This is a genomic window from Anaerococcus senegalensis JC48 (assembly GCF_000321005.1).
Classification (GTDB): domain Bacteria; phylum Bacillota; class Clostridia; order Tissierellales; family Peptoniphilaceae; genus Anaerococcus; species Anaerococcus senegalensis.
Map to the genome: position 1 here is coordinate 368,791 of NZ_HE578907.1, position 16,082 is coordinate 384,872.

Consider the following 16,082-nt stretch of genomic DNA (forward strand, 5'->3'; position numbering starts at 1 on the left):
ATTTATATGTATAATCTAATTTAGAGTTAAGCAGAAAATAAGATAAAGATTGATTTATAAGGAGGATATATGAATAAATCAGAATTATTAGTTAATATCTCAGAAAAAAGTGGACTTAAAAAAGTTGAAGCAGAAAGAGCTTTAAATGCATTTATTGAAACAGTTACTGAATCTTTACAAAAAGAAGAAAAAGTTCAACTTGTAGGATTTGGAACATTTGAAACAAGAGACAGAAAAGCTAGAGAAGGAAGAAATCCTAGAAAACCTGATGAAGTAATCAAAATACCAGCATCAAAAGCTCCAGTATTTAAAGCAGGAAAAACTCTTAAAGAAGCTGTTAATAATAAATAATTTTTACTTATACATTTTAAAAGCCCAGCTAAGCTGGGCTTTTTTGTATCTTATTTTATTTTTTTATATAGTTTATCAGGATTAGTTTCCATATCTACAGTTATGGTTTTAAAGTTTTCGTAATAAACCATACCAAGTTTGGCTCCTTTTGCTTTGTTTACATTCTTTTTTTTGGTATAATCAACATCTACTTTTAAAGATTTAGTTTGGGAAGAATTTTTTGCTGCTAAATATGATGCGACTTTTATATCTTTTTCATTGAGTTCGGTAGTTTTTAATATAACATGGCTTCCTGGAGCATTTCTTACATGGAAGAAATAATCATTTTTTCCTGCTAATTTTAAAGTAATGTAATCATTTTGCCTTGAGTTTTTTCCTACATAAATATCACTGTTATCAACAGTTTTAAATTGCATAGGTTTTGATTTAGATTTGTTTTTATTTTTATTTTTACTTGTACGTTTTATTATGTTATTGTCGATTAACTCATCTCTTATCTCATCTAAATCCTTAATACTTTCGCTTCTTTCTACAAAATCTGCCATTTGATTTAGGTAATCTAAATATTCATTTTGCTTAGGAAGGTCAATTTTAGCAAAGTCAATAGAATTTTTTATCTTTTTATATCTTTTATAGTAGTTATCTACATTTTCCCAAGGATTTTTTTTATCATCTAAGCTGATTTTAATATTTTTATTTTCATCATAAAAATTGCTAAGATTAATTTCCTTATCACCCTTATTTATTTTATTAATATTTGCAGCTAATATGTCTCCTTTTTTTCTATAAATGTCCATAGAATTTTCTTTAGAAATATTTTTATTTAAAATTTGAATTTTTTTCTTTACAGATTTTATTTGTCCATTAATTTTTCTTTCTATATTATTTTTTATTTGGCTTAGCCTATCATTTGACCTGTTATACTCATAGAAATTTTCAATAGCCTCACTTATGGATTCGTATTTATCTTTGTCAAAACCTAAAGATTTTAATTCAAAAGAATAAAATTCCTTATATTTTTTCTTATTTTTATATAAACTTGGTCTATATCTATTATTTATTAAAGCATCTCTTAGTTCGTATAAGTTATTATTTAAAATGAGTTTTTCATCTTCACTTATGAGACCCCAATTTATTCTAGGATCGATATTAGATCTATACAATAATTCTTTGGCTATAGTAGGAGAGAAGCCCAAGTAATTTTCATAAATAACTTTTTTTGGTATTTGACTATCTGGTAAATTTTTGTCCAATTTTAGTATATCTTTAGAAAAATCTTTGTCTAAAATATTTATTTTGTCACTTTTTATAAATTTATATTCAAGACCTGGAAGAATTTCTCTAACAGATGACATTTTAAAATTAACTCTTTTGATAGAATCAATTATCTTAAATTTATCATCAGTTAGTATTATATTTGAATATTTTCCCATTATTTCAATAATTAATTTATTAGAAACATCATAACCCATTTCGTCTACCGATGAAATATGAAATATAATTACTCTATCAAGTTGATGTTGCTCAATTTCTATTATTTTGCTTTGGCTTAAGTGTTTTCTTAAAACCATACAAAAATTTGGAGGAGTTACAGGATTTTCATATTTTTTCTTTGTAATATGAACTCTAGCTTCGTTATTATTTGCGCTTAGTAATAATTTATAACTCTTTCCAAAAGAATAAATATTAAAAATAATATCATTTTTTGAAGGTTGGCTTATCTTTTGAATTTTTCCTCCTAATAATAAATTTTTTATCTCGTAAGTTACGGCTCTTGTAACTAAACCATCATAACTCATAAAATCACCTCTTTTTTTTATATAAACTATTATATCAGAAGAATATACTTGAACTAAATTTTTCCATAAAGTAAAATAGTACTAATAAGGAGGCACGATGAAAAAAGGATTTTTATTAGTAATATCTGGTCCGTCCGGAGTAGGAAAAGGGACAGTATTGCATGATCTTATGAATACACAAAAAAACTTAGTTTATTCAGTTTCTGTTACTACTAGGAAACAAAGACCTGGTGAAATAGAAGGGGTAAGCTATTTTTTTAAGACTCATGAAGAATTTGAAAAAATGATTGAAGAAGATAAATTTTTGGAGTATGCAAAAGTTCACGATAATTATTATGGAACTCCAAAAGAATTTGTCGAGGAAAAAATCAATGAAGGTAAGATAGTAATTTTGGAAATAGATGTTCAAGGAGCATTGAATGTTAAGAAAAATATTGACAATGGAGTATATATTTTTCTAGCGCCTCCTAGCCTTAGTGAATTGAAAAATAGAATTGTCAATAGAGGTACTGAAACTGAAAGCGACATTAATTTGAGAATGTCAAATGCTAAAAAAGAGTTATCTTATATTAAAAATTACGATTACTTAGTAGTTAATGATCATTTAAATTCAGCAATCAATTTGGTTAATGAGATAATAAACGCTGAAAAGCACAGAGTTATTAGAGAAGATATAAATTTTGATAAGGAGTAAATATGAATAATCCATCTTTTAAAGAGTTAGCAGAAATAAGTTCAAGTAGATATGAAATTTGCATGATGGCAGCAAAAAGAGCAAGAAGAATTGTTAATGGTTCAGATTTTTTAACTAAAGATATAGAAGATAAGCCTGTCACTCAAGCTTTACATGAAATCATGGAAGGAAAAGTAAAGAAAAATGATTAAGGGTAAAAATATTCTCCTAGGAGTTAGTGGGGGAATAGCCGCTTATAAAGTGTTAGAACTATGTTCTAGATTAAAAAAAGAAGGTGCAAATCTAAAAATTATTATGACAAAAGCAGCTTGTGAATTTATAAGTCCTTTGTCATTTGAAACTATGGGTAAATGTATTGTTTACTCAGATATGTTTGAAGGTCACCACGATAGAGTTTATCATATTGATTTACCAAAATGGGCAGATGTATTTTTAGTAGCTCCATTAAGTGCAAATACTCTTTCTAAAATGACTTATGGAATAGCAGATAATATGCTTAGTGCATCACTTTTAGCTTGTGATAAAGATATTATAGTAGCTCCAACTATGAACACAAATATGTTAAATAATGAAGCTACTCAAGAAAATTTAAAAAAAATAAGAGACAGAGGAGTACATATAATTAATCCAAATTCTGGTCTATTAGCTTGTGATACGACAGGTGATGGAAGAATGGAAGAACCTGTTAATATAGTAAAATATTTAGACTATTACTTTACAAAAAAAGATTTAAAAGGTAAAAAAATCATTGTATCTGCAGGTCCTACTGTTGAACCAATCGACTATGTAAGATATATAACTAATAAATCAAGTGGAAAAATGGGATATAATATAGCCATTGAAGCTTTTAAGCGAGGGGCAGAAGTAAAATTAGTCTCTGGACCAGTAAATCCTATAGATACTGACGGTATAGATAAAATAAATATAAGAACAAATAAAGAATTAAAAGAAGCAATAGAAAAAGATTTTGATGATTGTAATGCTTTAATAATGTCAGCTGCTCCAACTGATTATAAGGTTAGAGATGTAAGCGATAAAAAAATTAAAAAGAATGGAAACAATCTTAATCTAGAATTAATAGAAAATATTGATATATTAAAATATTTTGGTATGAAAAAGAAAGATCAAATTTTGGTTGGATTTGCAGCTGAAACAGACGATTTAATGAAAAATGCAAAAATTAAATTAGAATCTAAGAAAGCTGATTATATAATTGCTAATGATTTAAAGAAAAAAGGTGCTGGATTTGATGTAGATACAAATATTGCTTCCATTTTATCAAAAGATAAGGTGGAAAGATTAGATATTATGACTAAAAAAGAATTGGCTAATAAAATATTGGATCTTCTAGTTTAAGGTGATAGTTTGTATTGTAATGTAATTCTTGATAGTAAAAGTAGATTTTTAGATAAATCTTTTACTTATCATGTACCAAAAAAATTTGAAAACAAAATACAAAAAGGGATGAGAGTTATAGTCCCATTTGGCAAAGGCAATAAGAATACTATTGCCTTTGTTTATGATTTAGTAAAAAATATAATATCAGATTTTGAAATTAAAGATATTTTAGAAATTGTAGATTCAAAAGCTATAGTTGATCAAGAGCTTATAGACTTAGCTTTTTATATGAATTATAGATATTTATCTTCACTAAGATCATGTATAAAACAGACTCTTCCACCAGGTAAAATACATAAAATAAAAGAATACTATTATCCAAGTGAAAATTTAAAAAATAGTGATAAATATTTTAAAGTATTCAAAAGTAAAATTACCAAAGATGAACTTGTTGGAAAATATAAAATTGATATAGCTTTATTAGATGAATATGAAAAAATGGGGCTAATTTATACTGCTTTTGATATTAATTCAAATCAGAATATTAATTACGAATATATTATTAATTTGAAAGAAAAAGTTGACTATAGTAAAATCCCAGAAAATGCAAAAAAACAAAAAGAAATAATAGAATATTTAAATAAAAATAATGATGTTGAGTATAAAGAATTATTAAAAAAAACAAAATCTAGTAAAAGTTCTTTAGATTCTTTGATAAAAAAAGAATTTATTAATATAAAAAAAATCGAAGTAAATAAATCAATAAAATATAGTGTTGAAAATTATAAAAAGCCGATATTAACTAAAGAACAAAATATAATTATAAAAAAAATTATGAATCAACCTAACAGTGCATACCTACTAAAAGGTGTAACTGGAAGTGGAAAAACAGAGGTTTTTTTACAAATTGTAGAAGAAAACTTAAAAAATGGTAAAGACTCTATAATATTAGTACCTGAAATATCATTAACCCCACAGACAATTGAAAGATTTCAAGGAAGATTCAATCAAAAAATTGCAATAATACATTCAAAACTAACACAAAATCAAAGATTTCAGCAATGGAGAATGATTAAAAATGGTGAAGTGAAAATTGTTGTGGGAGCAAGAAGTGCTATTTTCGCACCATTTAAAAATTTAGGTGTAATTATAATTGATGAAGAACATGATAAAAGTTATATATCATCTCAAGATCCAAAATTTCATACTGATGAACTAGCTTTATTTAGACAAAAATATAATAAAGCTACACTAATTTTTGCATCAGCGACTCCATCAATAAAAACAATGACCAAAGCTATAAATGGAAATTACAAATTGCTTGAATTGAAAAATAGAATAAATGGTAATATGCCTAAAGTAGAAATAGTTGATATGAGAGAAGAATTAAAAAATTCAAACTATTCTATGATTAGCACCTCACTTTATGATAAAATTACTGATAAATTAAAAAATAAAGAGCAAGTAATTTTATTTTTAAATAAGATAGGGCATAATTCATTTACCTTTTGTAGAAATTGTGGTTATGTTGTTAAGTGTAAGGCGTGCGATGTTGCAATGACTTATCATAAAAATGTATCTAAATTAGTATGTCATTACTGTGGAAGAACCAAAAACCAACCTGAAATTTGTCCAGTATGTGGATCTAATAAAATTAAAGAATTTGGAGCAGGAACGGAAAAATTAGAAGAAGAAGTTAAAAAATTATTCCCAAAAGCAAATATCATAAGAATGGATTCTATGACTGCAAAAGATAAATCATCATATGATAATATGTATAGAATGATGAAAGATAATAAGGTTGATATTTTAATCGGTACACAAATGATAGCTAAAGGACTTGATTTTGAAAATGTTACTTTGGTTGGAATAATTAGTGCAGATTTATCATTAAATATAGATGATTATACTGCCTATGAAACAAGTTTTGAATTATTAACTCAAGTTTCAGGTAGAGCTGGAAGGGCAAAAAAACAGGGGCATGTTATAATACAAACTTATAAACCTGATAATTTTGTTATTAATGCTGCTAGTAAAAATGATTATGAATCTTATTATAATTATGAAATGCAAGCTAGGAAGGCTTTTGATTATCCTCCTTTTACAAATTTAATTACAATTAAGATATTGGATGAATCTAGAATTAAATGTATAGATATTTCAAAAAAAATTAAATATTACTTAGATTTGGAGTACAAAAAAAATAATAATATAAAAATTATAGGTCCAAATCCGTGTAAAATATCTCGTATAAATAATAAATACAGATATAATATTATTATAAAGATAAAAAACTCAAATTTAGAAGATATTTCTAATTTTCTTGTAAGACTTAGAGCTTATTTTATTAAAAATAACAAGAAAACAAGTATTATTATAGCTTTAAATCCAAGTGATATAAATTAAGGAGAAAAAATGTTTGATTTTTTTAAAAGAAAAAAGAATGAAAATGAAGAAAATCTTGAAAAAGATTTAAAAAAAAATGATGAAGAAGTAAAAATAGAAAATTCTCTCGATGAAAAAACAGTTGAGAATGAAAATAATGATCAAAAAAATTCGAAATCTAAAGAAGACGAAGAGAATAATATTATAAATGAAGATTTCGAAAAAGAATTAGGTTTTTTTGAAAAGATATCTAAAGGACTTACTAAAACTCGTGAACAATTTTCATCAAAATTAAAAAATCTATTTACAGCAAATGTTAAAATAGATGATGATTTATATGAAGAGTTGGAAGAAATTCTTATATCTGCAGATATAGGGATGCAATCTACTATAGAAATTGTTGATGAACTTAAAGATCAAATCAAAGAAAAATCAATAAAAAATGCAGATCAAATTTTCCCGCTATTAAAAGAGATAATGGAAAATAAATTAGATGAGAAAAATTTGGATAATAGTCTAAATATAACAGATGGTAAGTTGACAGTAATTTTAGTTATAGGTGTAAACGGTGTTGGTAAAACTACAACAATAGGAAAGCTTGCAAATAATTTGAAGAAAGAAGGACACAAAGTTACATTAGCAGCAGCTGATACTTTTAGAGCTGCAGCAATAGAGCAACTAGGATCTTGGGCAAAAGAATCAAATACTCAAATGATAGCACATAAAGAAGGATCAGATCCATCTGCTGTAATTTTTGATGCAATTCAGGCAGCAAAATCAAATGGTTCAGATATATTGATTTGTGATACAGCTGGAAGGCTTCATAACAAAAAAAATCTGATGAATGAATTAGAAAAAATTAACAGGACTATATCAACTCATGCAAATAATGCTAATAGAGAAAATCTACTTGTTTTAGATGCAACTACTGGTCAAAACGCAATTAGTCAATTAAGAGAATTTAAAAATGTATGTAATATTACAGGCTTAATTTTAACTAAGCTTGATGGAACGGCAAAAGGAGGAGTGATTTTTCCTCTTCAAGTTGAACTAGAAGTACCTGTTAAGTATATTGGTGTTGGAGAAGGTATAGATAATTTAGAAAAATTCGATTCTAAATCATTTGTAAAAGCAATGATAGAATAAACTTGTAATACAGAGTGTTTTATGGTATATTATTTTAGTACTATGCACATCTTTGGATAGATTTTTACGTTGCTAATTAATATTAGTTTAAAATTTAGTAGAAAAAGATGGAAGAAAATAAACGGAGGTAAATAATTATGTCAGTAGTATCAATGAAAAAATTATTAGAAGCTGGTGTACATTTTGGACACCAAACAAGAAGATGGAATCCTAAAATGAGTAAATTCATCTTCACAGAAAGAAATGGAATCTATATTATTGATTTAGCTAAAACATCAAATCAAATTGATAAAGCTTATGAAGTAATAAGAGATATCGCAAGTGAAGGCGGAAATATTTTATTTGTAGGAACAAAAAAACAAGCTCAAGATTCAATAGAACAAGAAGCAAAAAGATGTGGTCAATATTATGTATCTAATAGATGGTTAGGTGGAATGTTGACAAACTTCAATACTATTAGAAATAGTGTAAATAAGCTAAAAAAATATGAAACAATGGAAGAAGATGGAACATTTGATCTTTTACCAAAAAAAGAAGTTTTACAATATAACAAAGAAATGGATAAACTAGAAAAAAATCTTGGTGGTATTAAAGATATGGAAGAACTACCAGATGCATTGTTTGTAGTAGATCCTTCAAACGAACAAATAGCTGTTCACGAAGCAAGAATTTTGGGAATTCCAGTTATTTCAATTGTAGATACTAACTGTGATCCTGATGTTGTAGACATTGCTATTCCAGGAAATGATGATGCTATAAGAGCTGTAAAACTTATAACTTCTCTAATGGCTGATGCTGTTATAGAAGGAAATCAAGGTAGTGAATTTTCTGTAAATGAAGAAGATTTTGAAGAGTCTGAAGAAGGGTCTGTAGATTCAGTAGAAGATAATAAAGAAGAATCTATTGAAGAGTAATTAGGAGGATATAATGGCTGTAACTGCAAAATTAGTAAAAGAATTAAGAGAAAAAACTGGCGCTGGAATGATGGATTGTAAGAAAGCCTTAACTGAAACTGATGGTAATCTTGATCAAGCTATCAAATTATTAAAAGAAAAAGGTCAAGCAACTCTTGATAAAAAAGCAGATAGAATTGCTGCTGAAGGAGTTATAGGTTCATACATCCATAATGATAAAATTGGTGTTATTGTTGAAATTAATACTGAAACAGATTTCTCAGCAAATACTGATTCTGTAAAAGAATTTGCCAGAAATATTGCTATGCATATAGCTGCTTTAAATCCTTTATATATATCTGAAGAAGATGCAGATGAAAAAGATGTAGCAGAACAAAAAGAAATTTTAATCAAACAAGCTATGAATGAAGCTAATGATAATATGCCTGAAGACAAAAAAGAGATGATAGCACATAAAAAAGTTGAAGGTAGATTAAAAAAATATTTCAAAGATGTATGCTTATTAGATCAACAATATATTAAAAATCCGGATCTTACAATCGAACAATATCTAAGAGATACAGCAAACAGTGTAGGTGAAAACATTAAAATTAGAAGATTTGCTAGATTCGAAGTAGGTGAAGGACTAGAGAAAAAAGAAGAAGATTTTGCTAAAGAAGTTCAAAGTCAAATGAATGCTTAGTAATAAATTTAAAGAAAGCCCTAGGGCTTTCTTTTTTTAAAAATTAAATTCTTAGTATTTTACTATGAATTAATTGAAAGAATTTTTTTTTACAATATAATATTAGATAAATAGATATATTATAACATTTTAAAAGGAGTTAAAATGACAATTAATCAAAATGCAAAACAACTTATAGGTAATACACCTTTATTAAAGTTAAATTCTTTAAAAAAAGAAGGTAGAGCTGATATCTATGTAAAAGTTGAAAAGAATAATGTTGCTGGATCTATTAAAGATAGAATTGCACTTTATATGATTGAAGAGGCTGAAAAATCAGGAAAACTAAAAAAAGGTGATACAATTGTTGAGCCAACAAGTGGAAACACTGGTGTAGCATTAGCAGCCCTTGCTGCAGCAAAAGGATATAAATGTATATTAACTATGCCAAGTTCTATGAGTGTTGAAAGATCAAAACTTGCAGAAGCTTATGGTGCAGAAGTTATAAGAACTACTGAAAATGCATTGCAAGGTGCAGTTGATAAAGCAAAAGAATTAGCTAAAAAAGATGGCTATTTTATGCCAGATCAATTTTCTAATCCTGCAAATATAAAGGCTCATTACGAGACTACTGGCGTAGAAATATTAAATGAAATTACTCCAGATGCATTTATAGCAGGTGTAGGAACTGGTGGAACAGTAACTGGTGTTGGAAAAAGATTAAAAGAAAATAATGAAAATATTAAAATTTATGCAATTGAGCCTGCAGAAAGTCCATTACTTTCAGGTGGAAAAGCTTCAGGTCACAAAATTCAAGGAATAGGTGGAAACTTTGTACCTAAGAATTTAAACTTTGATTTAGTAGATGGAATTGTTGATGTTAAAGGTGATGATGCCATTGAGATGTCAAGAAATTTAGCTAAAAATGAAGCTTTGGCTGTAGGAATTTCATCAGGCGCAAATGTAGTTGGTGCAATTCAAATTGCGGATGAACTTGGTGAGGGGAAATCTGTTGTAACAGTTTTACCAGATACTGGTGAAAGATATTTATCAACAACATTGTATGATTTAGATTAATATGACATTTGAAGAATATAAGGATGAATTAGTTAAGGCAGCTTTATTAAAAGATCCTGCCTTAATTAAGGCTGAAGATGCAATTAGATTTTCTCCAGGAATCAAAGCGCTTTTAGCTCACTTTGAAGCTCATAAACTATATCTTGAAGGTGAATTTTCTAAGGCAAATGAAATTAGTCAAAATGCTAGAAAAGATACGGGGATTGAGATTCATCCTGGTGCGAAAATTGGTAGAAGATGTTACATAGATCATGGAATGGGTGTTGTAATAGGGGAAACTGCTGAAGTTGGAGATGATGTATTAATGTATCACGGAGTAACCTTAGGCGGTTTGATAAATGACAGAGTAAAGAGACATCCAACAGTTGGAAATAATGTGCTAATAGGAGCAGGAGCAATTTTATTAGGTAATATTACAATAGGAAATGATTGTAAAATTGGAGCTAATTCTGTTGTTTTAAATGATGTACCAGATGACTGTACTGCTGTTGGTGCTCCAGCCAAAATTATAAAACATAATCATAATTAAAAGTATAAGGACTGTTTTATTTAAAATCTTTGATAAGATTTGATAAACAGCCCTTTTATTTTAAGGAGTTAATATGTATAAAAAATTTAAGTGGTTTATTAATTATTACAAAAAAAATTATATAATTGGTATTATATTTTTGCTATTGAGTGATGTTGTTTCACTATTTTTACCATATATAATTGGAAAATTGATTGATTTAATTTATAATGGTTCAATTGACATGCATTATTTTAGTCAGATAATCATTTTTACAATTTTTATTATTATACTTAAATATTTTCTTGCTATGGGATGGTCTTACAATGTATTTAAGGCTAGTGGTAGTATTGAGTATCTAACTAGAAATAAATTGATGAAAAAATTTCTTGGCCAATCTCAAGAGTTTTTTGAAAAAAATTCGACAGGATCATTAATGGGAAAATCAACAAATGATATTTCTCAAATTTCAGTAATGGCAGGATATGGTACTTTATCATTAATTGATGCTACAGTACTACCTTTAAGTGTCATTTTGGTTATGATTTTTACTATAGATTTAAAATTAACTATATTTTCTATATTACCCTTACCACTTATAGCAATAATTTATTTTAAGATAGGAGATAAGATATATGATAAATCTAAAAAAGTTAATCAATCTTTTGATAAACTAAATGATACAGTATTAGAAGATGCTGAAGGAATTAGAATTATAAGAGTTTTTAATATTGTAGAAAATAGGAGAAAAATATTTTATGAAAATGCAGATAAGCTTGCAAAGCATAATATTACTCTAGCCAAATATCAAGCTTTGCTTGCTCCGGTTGAGAGGATTATTACTTCATTAACATTTGTTATAGCTATTGGTTTTGGTTCTTATCTTATGACATTAGGACAATTAAGTATAGGTCAAATTGTCTCATTTACTTATTATTTAAATATGCTAGTTTGGCCAATGTATGCTTTGGGTGATTTTATAAATTTAAAACAACAAGCTAGTGCTGCAATGGATAGAATAAATGAAACATTGGATCATAAAGAAGAAATTAAAAATTCAGATAATAAAGGAAAAGTAAAATCTCCAGTAAATATAGAGTTTGATTCACATAGCTTTAAGTACCCTACATCTAAAGATAATATTTTAAATGAAATTAATTTAGAAATTAAAAATTCTACTTCTTTAGGTATATTAGGAAAAACTTCTTCTGGTAAAACAACTCTTATTAAACAATTACTAGATTTATATAAAATTAATAAGTCTAGCATTTATATAAATGATGAAATTTCATCAGATATTTCTTTTAAATCTTTAAAAAATAAAATCGGATATGTTCCACAACAACACATGATTTTTTCTGACACTTTGAGAAATAATATATTATTTTCTAATGATAAAGCAAATGAAGAACAATTAGAAAGAGCCATAGATATTGCTGATTTCAGTAAAGATGTAAATGAATTTGAAAAAGGATTAAATACAATAACTGGTGAAAAAGGAGTATCTTTATCAGGTGGACAAAAACAAAGATTGTCCATTGCTAGGGCTGTACTAAATGATCCTGAAATATTAATTTTAGATGATGCTATGAGTGCTGTTGATGCAAATACGGAAAAAAATATTTTAAATAACTTATTAGAATATAGAAAAGATAAGACAACTATTATTATTATTGCCCATAGAATAAGCCAGGTTCAAAATTGTGATAAGATTATTGTTTTAGATGAAGGTAGAATTGTAGAAATGGGCAATCATTATGAATTGATGAACAATAATAAATGGTATAAGAAACAATACGAAAATCAAATTTTAGGTGATAAATATGAATAACTTAAGTAAAAAAGAAAGTTATAATAGATTGAAAAATTATGCTTTAAATGAAAAAAAATATTTGTTCATAGGTTTTATATTTTCTTTTTTTAGAACAATATTAGAAATAATAGGACCTATGATTATAGCTTATCTAATTAATAATGTATTGAAAAATAAAATGACTGATAAAGATGTTAAACTGATTTCTCTTCTATTAGCCTTATATTTCATTGTATTTATAGTTACTGGAATTCTTTTAAATAGATCTAGGGTTTATTTTCAGATTTCAGCAAATAAAATAGCCTCTAGAGTACAAAAGGATGTTTATGATAAGGTATCTACATTTCCAATTTCATACTTTGACAATCTTCCCTCTGGGAAAATTGCATCTAGAATCACAAATGATACTAATAAATTAAAAACTATGTTTCAATTACTTTTTTCAGATATTATTAATTCCTTAATATTAATAATAGGTTTGTATATAACACTGTTATTTACTGATACAATAGCTGCATTGATGCTCTTGATTCTAATGCCCATAGTATATATTATATTTAAAACTTACTTAAATAAAACTTATGCATATACAAAAGAAATAAAAATATATACAGCAGATATAAATGCAAAAATAAATGAATATATCCAAAATATGGAAATTATCCAAGTATTTAACAGAGAGGGTTTCATATTTAAAAAATTTGATAAAATAAATAAAAAAATCTACTATATTAATATAGAATTATCTAAATTAAGATCATATTCAGGCTACAGAGCTATGGATATAATACAATTTTTAGCAATAATAATAGTTTTAATTTATTTTGGCCTAGGTTCAATAACTAAAATATATTTAGTTACTGTAGGTTCTTTATATATGGCTATAGATTATACTACAAAAATTTTCAATAATATTAATACAATTATTATGAGGTTTGGTGATGTAGAAGATGCATTTTCATCTGCTAATCATATATTTGAATTACTGGAAATGAATTCAATGGAAAAATTTGAAGAAAAAAATATCGATTTAAAATCTGATATAAATTTTGATAATATTTATTTTTCTTATTCTAATGAAGATGTGATTAAAGATCTTTCATTTAAGGTGAAAAGTGGAAGTTCAATTGCTTTTGTAGGTCAAACTGGTTCAGGAAAATCTACTCTGATAAATCTGTTATTAAATTTTTATTCTCCTAGAAAAGGGAAAATTACAATAGGTGATGTAAATATAAATAAAATTGATAGAAATAAGTTGAGAGAAGATATGGCTGTAGTTCTTCAAGATGCTTTTTTATTTAAAGATACTATTAAAGAAAACATAAAAATGGGAGAATCTTTTTCTGATAAAGAAGTTATAAATTCTTTAAAAAAAGTAGGTGGAGAGAAACTTTTACAAAGAGGAATAGATAGCATGTTATTAGAAAATGGTTCTAATTTAAGTCAAGGTGAAAAACAACTTATAGCATTTGCGAGAGCATATATAAGAGATCCAAAAATTTTAATTTTAGATGAAGCGACTTCGAATATAGACACAGAAACTGAAAATATAATACAAAAAGGAATAAATGAATTAAAGAAAGATAGAACCACCTTTATAGTTGCTCATAGATTATCTACAATTAAAAACGTCGATAAAATTTTGGTTTTATCCCATGGTAAAATTATAGAATCTGGTAATCATGATCAACTAATGAACAAAAACGGTATATATAAAAAAATGTACCTAAAACAAATAAAAGAAAATTAAATTTAGAAAACTTTTTCGTATAATTATAGATTTATGATATAATTAATTACAGGATGAAAATCCTAAAAAATAGGAGGTGATATAATGAATTTTAATCAAATTATTCTATCTGTCGCCTTCATAATATTAGCTTTTTTTATAGGCTATCTTTGTAGAAAAAAAATAGGTGAATCAAAAATTTCTTCTGCAGAAGATTTATCTGCAAGAATTATTGATGAAGCAAATAGAGATGCTGAATCCCTAAAAAAAGACGCGATTATAAGCGCTAAAGATGAAATTTCTAAACGCAAATTAGAAAGCGAGCAAGAAATTAACAAAAAAAATAATGAACTTGCTACTAAGGAAGGTCATCTTTTGAAAAAAGAAGAAAGTCTAGATAAAAGATCCTTATTATTAGATAAGAAATCTGACGAAATCTCTAGTGACCAAAAAAAGTTAAAGCAAAAAGAAGACAGAATTGAGAAACTTATCGAAGAACAAGAGTTGAAGTTACAAGATATTGCTGGTCTAACTACAAGTGAGGCTAAAGATATTTTACTTCAAAGCTTAAAAAATGATGTTGTTCATGAACAAGCTAAAATTATCAAAGAGTTTGAAGAAAAAACAAAAAATGATAGTAAAAAATTAGCTTCAGAAATTATAGCAACAACAATTCAAAGATATGCTGCTGATGAAGTGGCGGAGAGTACGGTTACAGTAGTATCATTGCCAAGCGATGAAATGAAAGGCCGTATAATTGGACGTGAAGGTAGAAATATTAGAGCTTTTGAACAGTTGTCAGGGACTGATTTAATCATTGACGATACTCCAGAAGCTGTAGTAATATCTGCGTTTGAACCAATTAGAAGAGAAATTGCTAAGGTTGCATTAGAAAGATTAATTCTTGATGGTAGGATTAATCCATCAAGAATTGAAGAAATGTTGATGAAAGCAGAAGATGAAGTTGAACAAAGAATAATTGAAGATGGACAAAGCGCTATTGAAGAAGTTGGGATACATAATTTACATCCTCAACTTGTAAGACTCGTAGGAAAACTTAAATTTAGAACTTCTTATGGTCAAAATGTATTAAAACATTCTATAGAAGTTGCGAAAATTGCGGGAATGCTTGCTCAAGAACTTGGACTTGATGAAAAAGATGCTAAAAGAGGTGGCTTGCTTCATGATATTGGAAAAGCGATTGATCATGAAGTTGAAGGTACACACATTTCAATTGGAGTTGAAGCTGCTAAAAAATATGGTGAAAATAAAAATGTAATTAATTGTATACAATCTCATCACGGAGATGTGGAAGCTAATTGTATAGCTGCAATTTTAGTACAGGCATCAGATGCTATTTCAGCAGCAAGACCAGGAGCGAGACGAGAAAGTTTAGAAAATTATATTAAAAGATTAGAAAGTTTGGAAGAAATAGCTAATTCATTCGATGGTATAGAAAAAACATTTGCGGTACAAGCTGGTAGAGAGTTAAGGGTAATGATAAAACCTGAAAAAATATCAGATGATCAAATGGTTGTAATTGCTAGAGAAATTGCACAAAAAATTGAAACTGAATTAGAATATCCAGGACAAATAAAAGTTAATGTAATTAGGGAGTCAAAAGCGATTGAATATGCAAAATAAAAGAGAGAATAATTTCTCTCTTT

Annotated in this window: 14 protein-coding genes; 13 read left to right on the forward strand and 1 reads right to left on the reverse strand. The window is 27.0% G+C overall.

The features are described 5' to 3' along the window. The first annotated feature begins 69 nt into the window (after positions 1 to 69). The gene (locus ASHG_RS01875; RefSeq protein ID WP_004813313.1) at positions 70 to 351 is read left to right on the forward strand and encodes an HU family DNA-binding protein; all 282 of its coding nucleotides are present in this window, start codon (positions 70 to 72) and stop codon (positions 349 to 351) included. Positions 352 to 401: 50 nt separating this feature from the next. Here ASHG_RS01875 and ASHG_RS01880 read toward each other — a convergent pair whose 3' ends face one another. Next, positions 402 to 2,150 (reverse strand): Rqc2 family fibronectin-binding protein, encoded by a 1,749-nt coding sequence (locus ASHG_RS01880; protein ID WP_040397145.1) that lies wholly within the window; start codon positions 2,148 to 2,150, stop codon positions 402 to 404. Positions 2,151 to 2,247: 97 nt separating this feature from the next. On the opposite strand from ASHG_RS01880, the gene gmk reads away from it, so the two are divergent. The 12 genes from gmk (at position 2,248) to rny (ending at position 16,059) form a co-directional block, all read left to right on the forward strand. Beyond that, positions 2,248 to 2,844 (forward strand): guanylate kinase, encoded by a 597-nt coding sequence (gene gmk / locus ASHG_RS01885; protein WP_040397146.1) that lies wholly within the window; start codon positions 2,248 to 2,250, stop codon positions 2,842 to 2,844. A 2-nt stretch (positions 2,845 to 2,846) separates the two neighbouring features. Continuing rightward, positions 2,847 to 3,035: a DNA-directed RNA polymerase subunit omega gene (rpoZ, locus tag ASHG_RS01890; protein ID WP_040397148.1), complete on the forward strand. Its 189-nt coding sequence runs from the start codon at positions 2,847 to 2,849 to the stop codon at positions 3,033 to 3,035. Beyond that, positions 3,028 to 4,200: a bifunctional phosphopantothenoylcysteine decarboxylase/phosphopantothenate--cysteine ligase CoaBC gene (coaBC, locus tag ASHG_RS01895; protein WP_040397149.1), complete on the forward strand. Its 1,173-nt coding sequence runs from the start codon at positions 3,028 to 3,030 to the stop codon at positions 4,198 to 4,200. The genes rpoZ and coaBC overlap by 8 nt, the downstream gene beginning before the upstream one ends. A gap of 9 nt (positions 4,201 to 4,209) precedes the next feature. Continuing rightward, a complete protein-coding gene (gene priA / locus ASHG_RS01900) occupies positions 4,210 to 6,588 on the forward strand; it encodes a primosomal protein N' (protein ID WP_040397150.1) in 2,379 nt (792 codons plus the stop codon). A 9-nt stretch (positions 6,589 to 6,597) separates the two neighbouring features. Beyond that, positions 6,598 to 7,713 (forward strand): signal recognition particle-docking protein FtsY, encoded by a 1,116-nt coding sequence (ftsY, locus tag ASHG_RS01905; protein WP_040397152.1) that lies wholly within the window; start codon positions 6,598 to 6,600, stop codon positions 7,711 to 7,713. Positions 7,714 to 7,850: 137 nt separating this feature from the next. Next, a complete protein-coding gene (rpsB, locus tag ASHG_RS01910) occupies positions 7,851 to 8,627 on the forward strand; it encodes a 30S ribosomal protein S2 (RefSeq protein ID WP_040397153.1) in 777 nt (258 codons plus the stop codon). A 10-nt stretch (positions 8,628 to 8,637) separates the two neighbouring features. Continuing rightward, complete coding sequence (tsf, locus tag ASHG_RS01915) at positions 8,638 to 9,309, forward strand: translation elongation factor Ts (RefSeq protein WP_187364734.1); 672 nt, start codon at positions 8,638 to 8,640, stop codon at positions 9,307 to 9,309. Positions 9,310 to 9,453: 144 nt separating this feature from the next. Then, positions 9,454 to 10,365: a cysteine synthase A gene (cysK, locus tag ASHG_RS01920; protein WP_040397155.1), complete on the forward strand. Its 912-nt coding sequence runs from the start codon at positions 9,454 to 9,456 to the stop codon at positions 10,363 to 10,365. A gap of 1 nt (position 10,366) precedes the next feature. After that, positions 10,367 to 10,894 (forward strand): serine O-acetyltransferase EpsC, encoded by a 528-nt coding sequence (gene epsC, locus ASHG_RS01925; RefSeq protein ID WP_040397156.1) that lies wholly within the window; start codon positions 10,367 to 10,369, stop codon positions 10,892 to 10,894. 73 nt (positions 10,895 to 10,967) lie between these two features. Beyond that, positions 10,968 to 12,704, forward strand: a complete 1,737-nt coding sequence (locus ASHG_RS01930; RefSeq protein WP_040397157.1) for an ABC transporter ATP-binding protein — start codon at positions 10,968 to 10,970, stop codon at positions 12,702 to 12,704. Continuing rightward, the gene (locus ASHG_RS01935; RefSeq protein ID WP_040397158.1) at positions 12,697 to 14,436 is read left to right on the forward strand and encodes an ABC transporter ATP-binding protein; all 1,740 of its coding nucleotides are present in this window, start codon (positions 12,697 to 12,699) and stop codon (positions 14,434 to 14,436) included. Before ASHG_RS01930 ends, ASHG_RS01935 begins: the two co-directional genes overlap by 8 nt. Before the next feature lie 81 nt (positions 14,437 to 14,517). Further along, positions 14,518 to 16,059 carry a ribonuclease Y gene (gene rny, locus ASHG_RS01940; protein ID WP_392389268.1) on the forward strand — a complete coding sequence of 514 codons (1,542 nt, stop codon included), beginning with the start codon at positions 14,518 to 14,520 and terminating at the stop codon, positions 16,057 to 16,059. Positions 16,060 to 16,082: the final 23 nt, after the last annotated feature.

Coding starts and splice junctions, on each gene's coding strand:
- ASHG_RS01875 (WP_004813313.1), top strand. CDS start 70: ATGAATAAATCAGAATTATTAGTTAATATCTCAGAAAAAAGTGGACTT.
- ASHG_RS01880 (WP_040397145.1), bottom strand. CDS start 2,150: ATGAGTTATGATGGTTTAGTTACAAGAGCCGTAACTTACGAGATAAAA.
- gmk (WP_040397146.1), top strand. CDS start 2,248: ATGAAAAAAGGATTTTTATTAGTAATATCTGGTCCGTCCGGAGTAGGA.
- rpoZ (WP_040397148.1), top strand. CDS start 2,847: ATGAATAATCCATCTTTTAAAGAGTTAGCAGAAATAAGTTCAAGTAGA.
- coaBC (WP_040397149.1), top strand. CDS start 3,028: ATGATTAAGGGTAAAAATATTCTCCTAGGAGTTAGTGGGGGAATAGCC.
- ftsY (WP_040397152.1), top strand. CDS start 6,598: ATGTTTGATTTTTTTAAAAGAAAAAAGAATGAAAATGAAGAAAATCTT.
- rpsB (WP_040397153.1), top strand. CDS start 7,851: ATGTCAGTAGTATCAATGAAAAAATTATTAGAAGCTGGTGTACATTTT.
- cysK (WP_040397155.1), top strand. CDS start 9,454: ATGACAATTAATCAAAATGCAAAACAACTTATAGGTAATACACCTTTA.
- epsC (WP_040397156.1), top strand. CDS start 10,367: ATGACATTTGAAGAATATAAGGATGAATTAGTTAAGGCAGCTTTATTA.
- ASHG_RS01930 (WP_040397157.1), top strand. CDS start 10,968: ATGTATAAAAAATTTAAGTGGTTTATTAATTATTACAAAAAAAATTAT.
- ASHG_RS01935 (WP_040397158.1), top strand. CDS start 12,697: ATGAATAACTTAAGTAAAAAAGAAAGTTATAATAGATTGAAAAATTAT.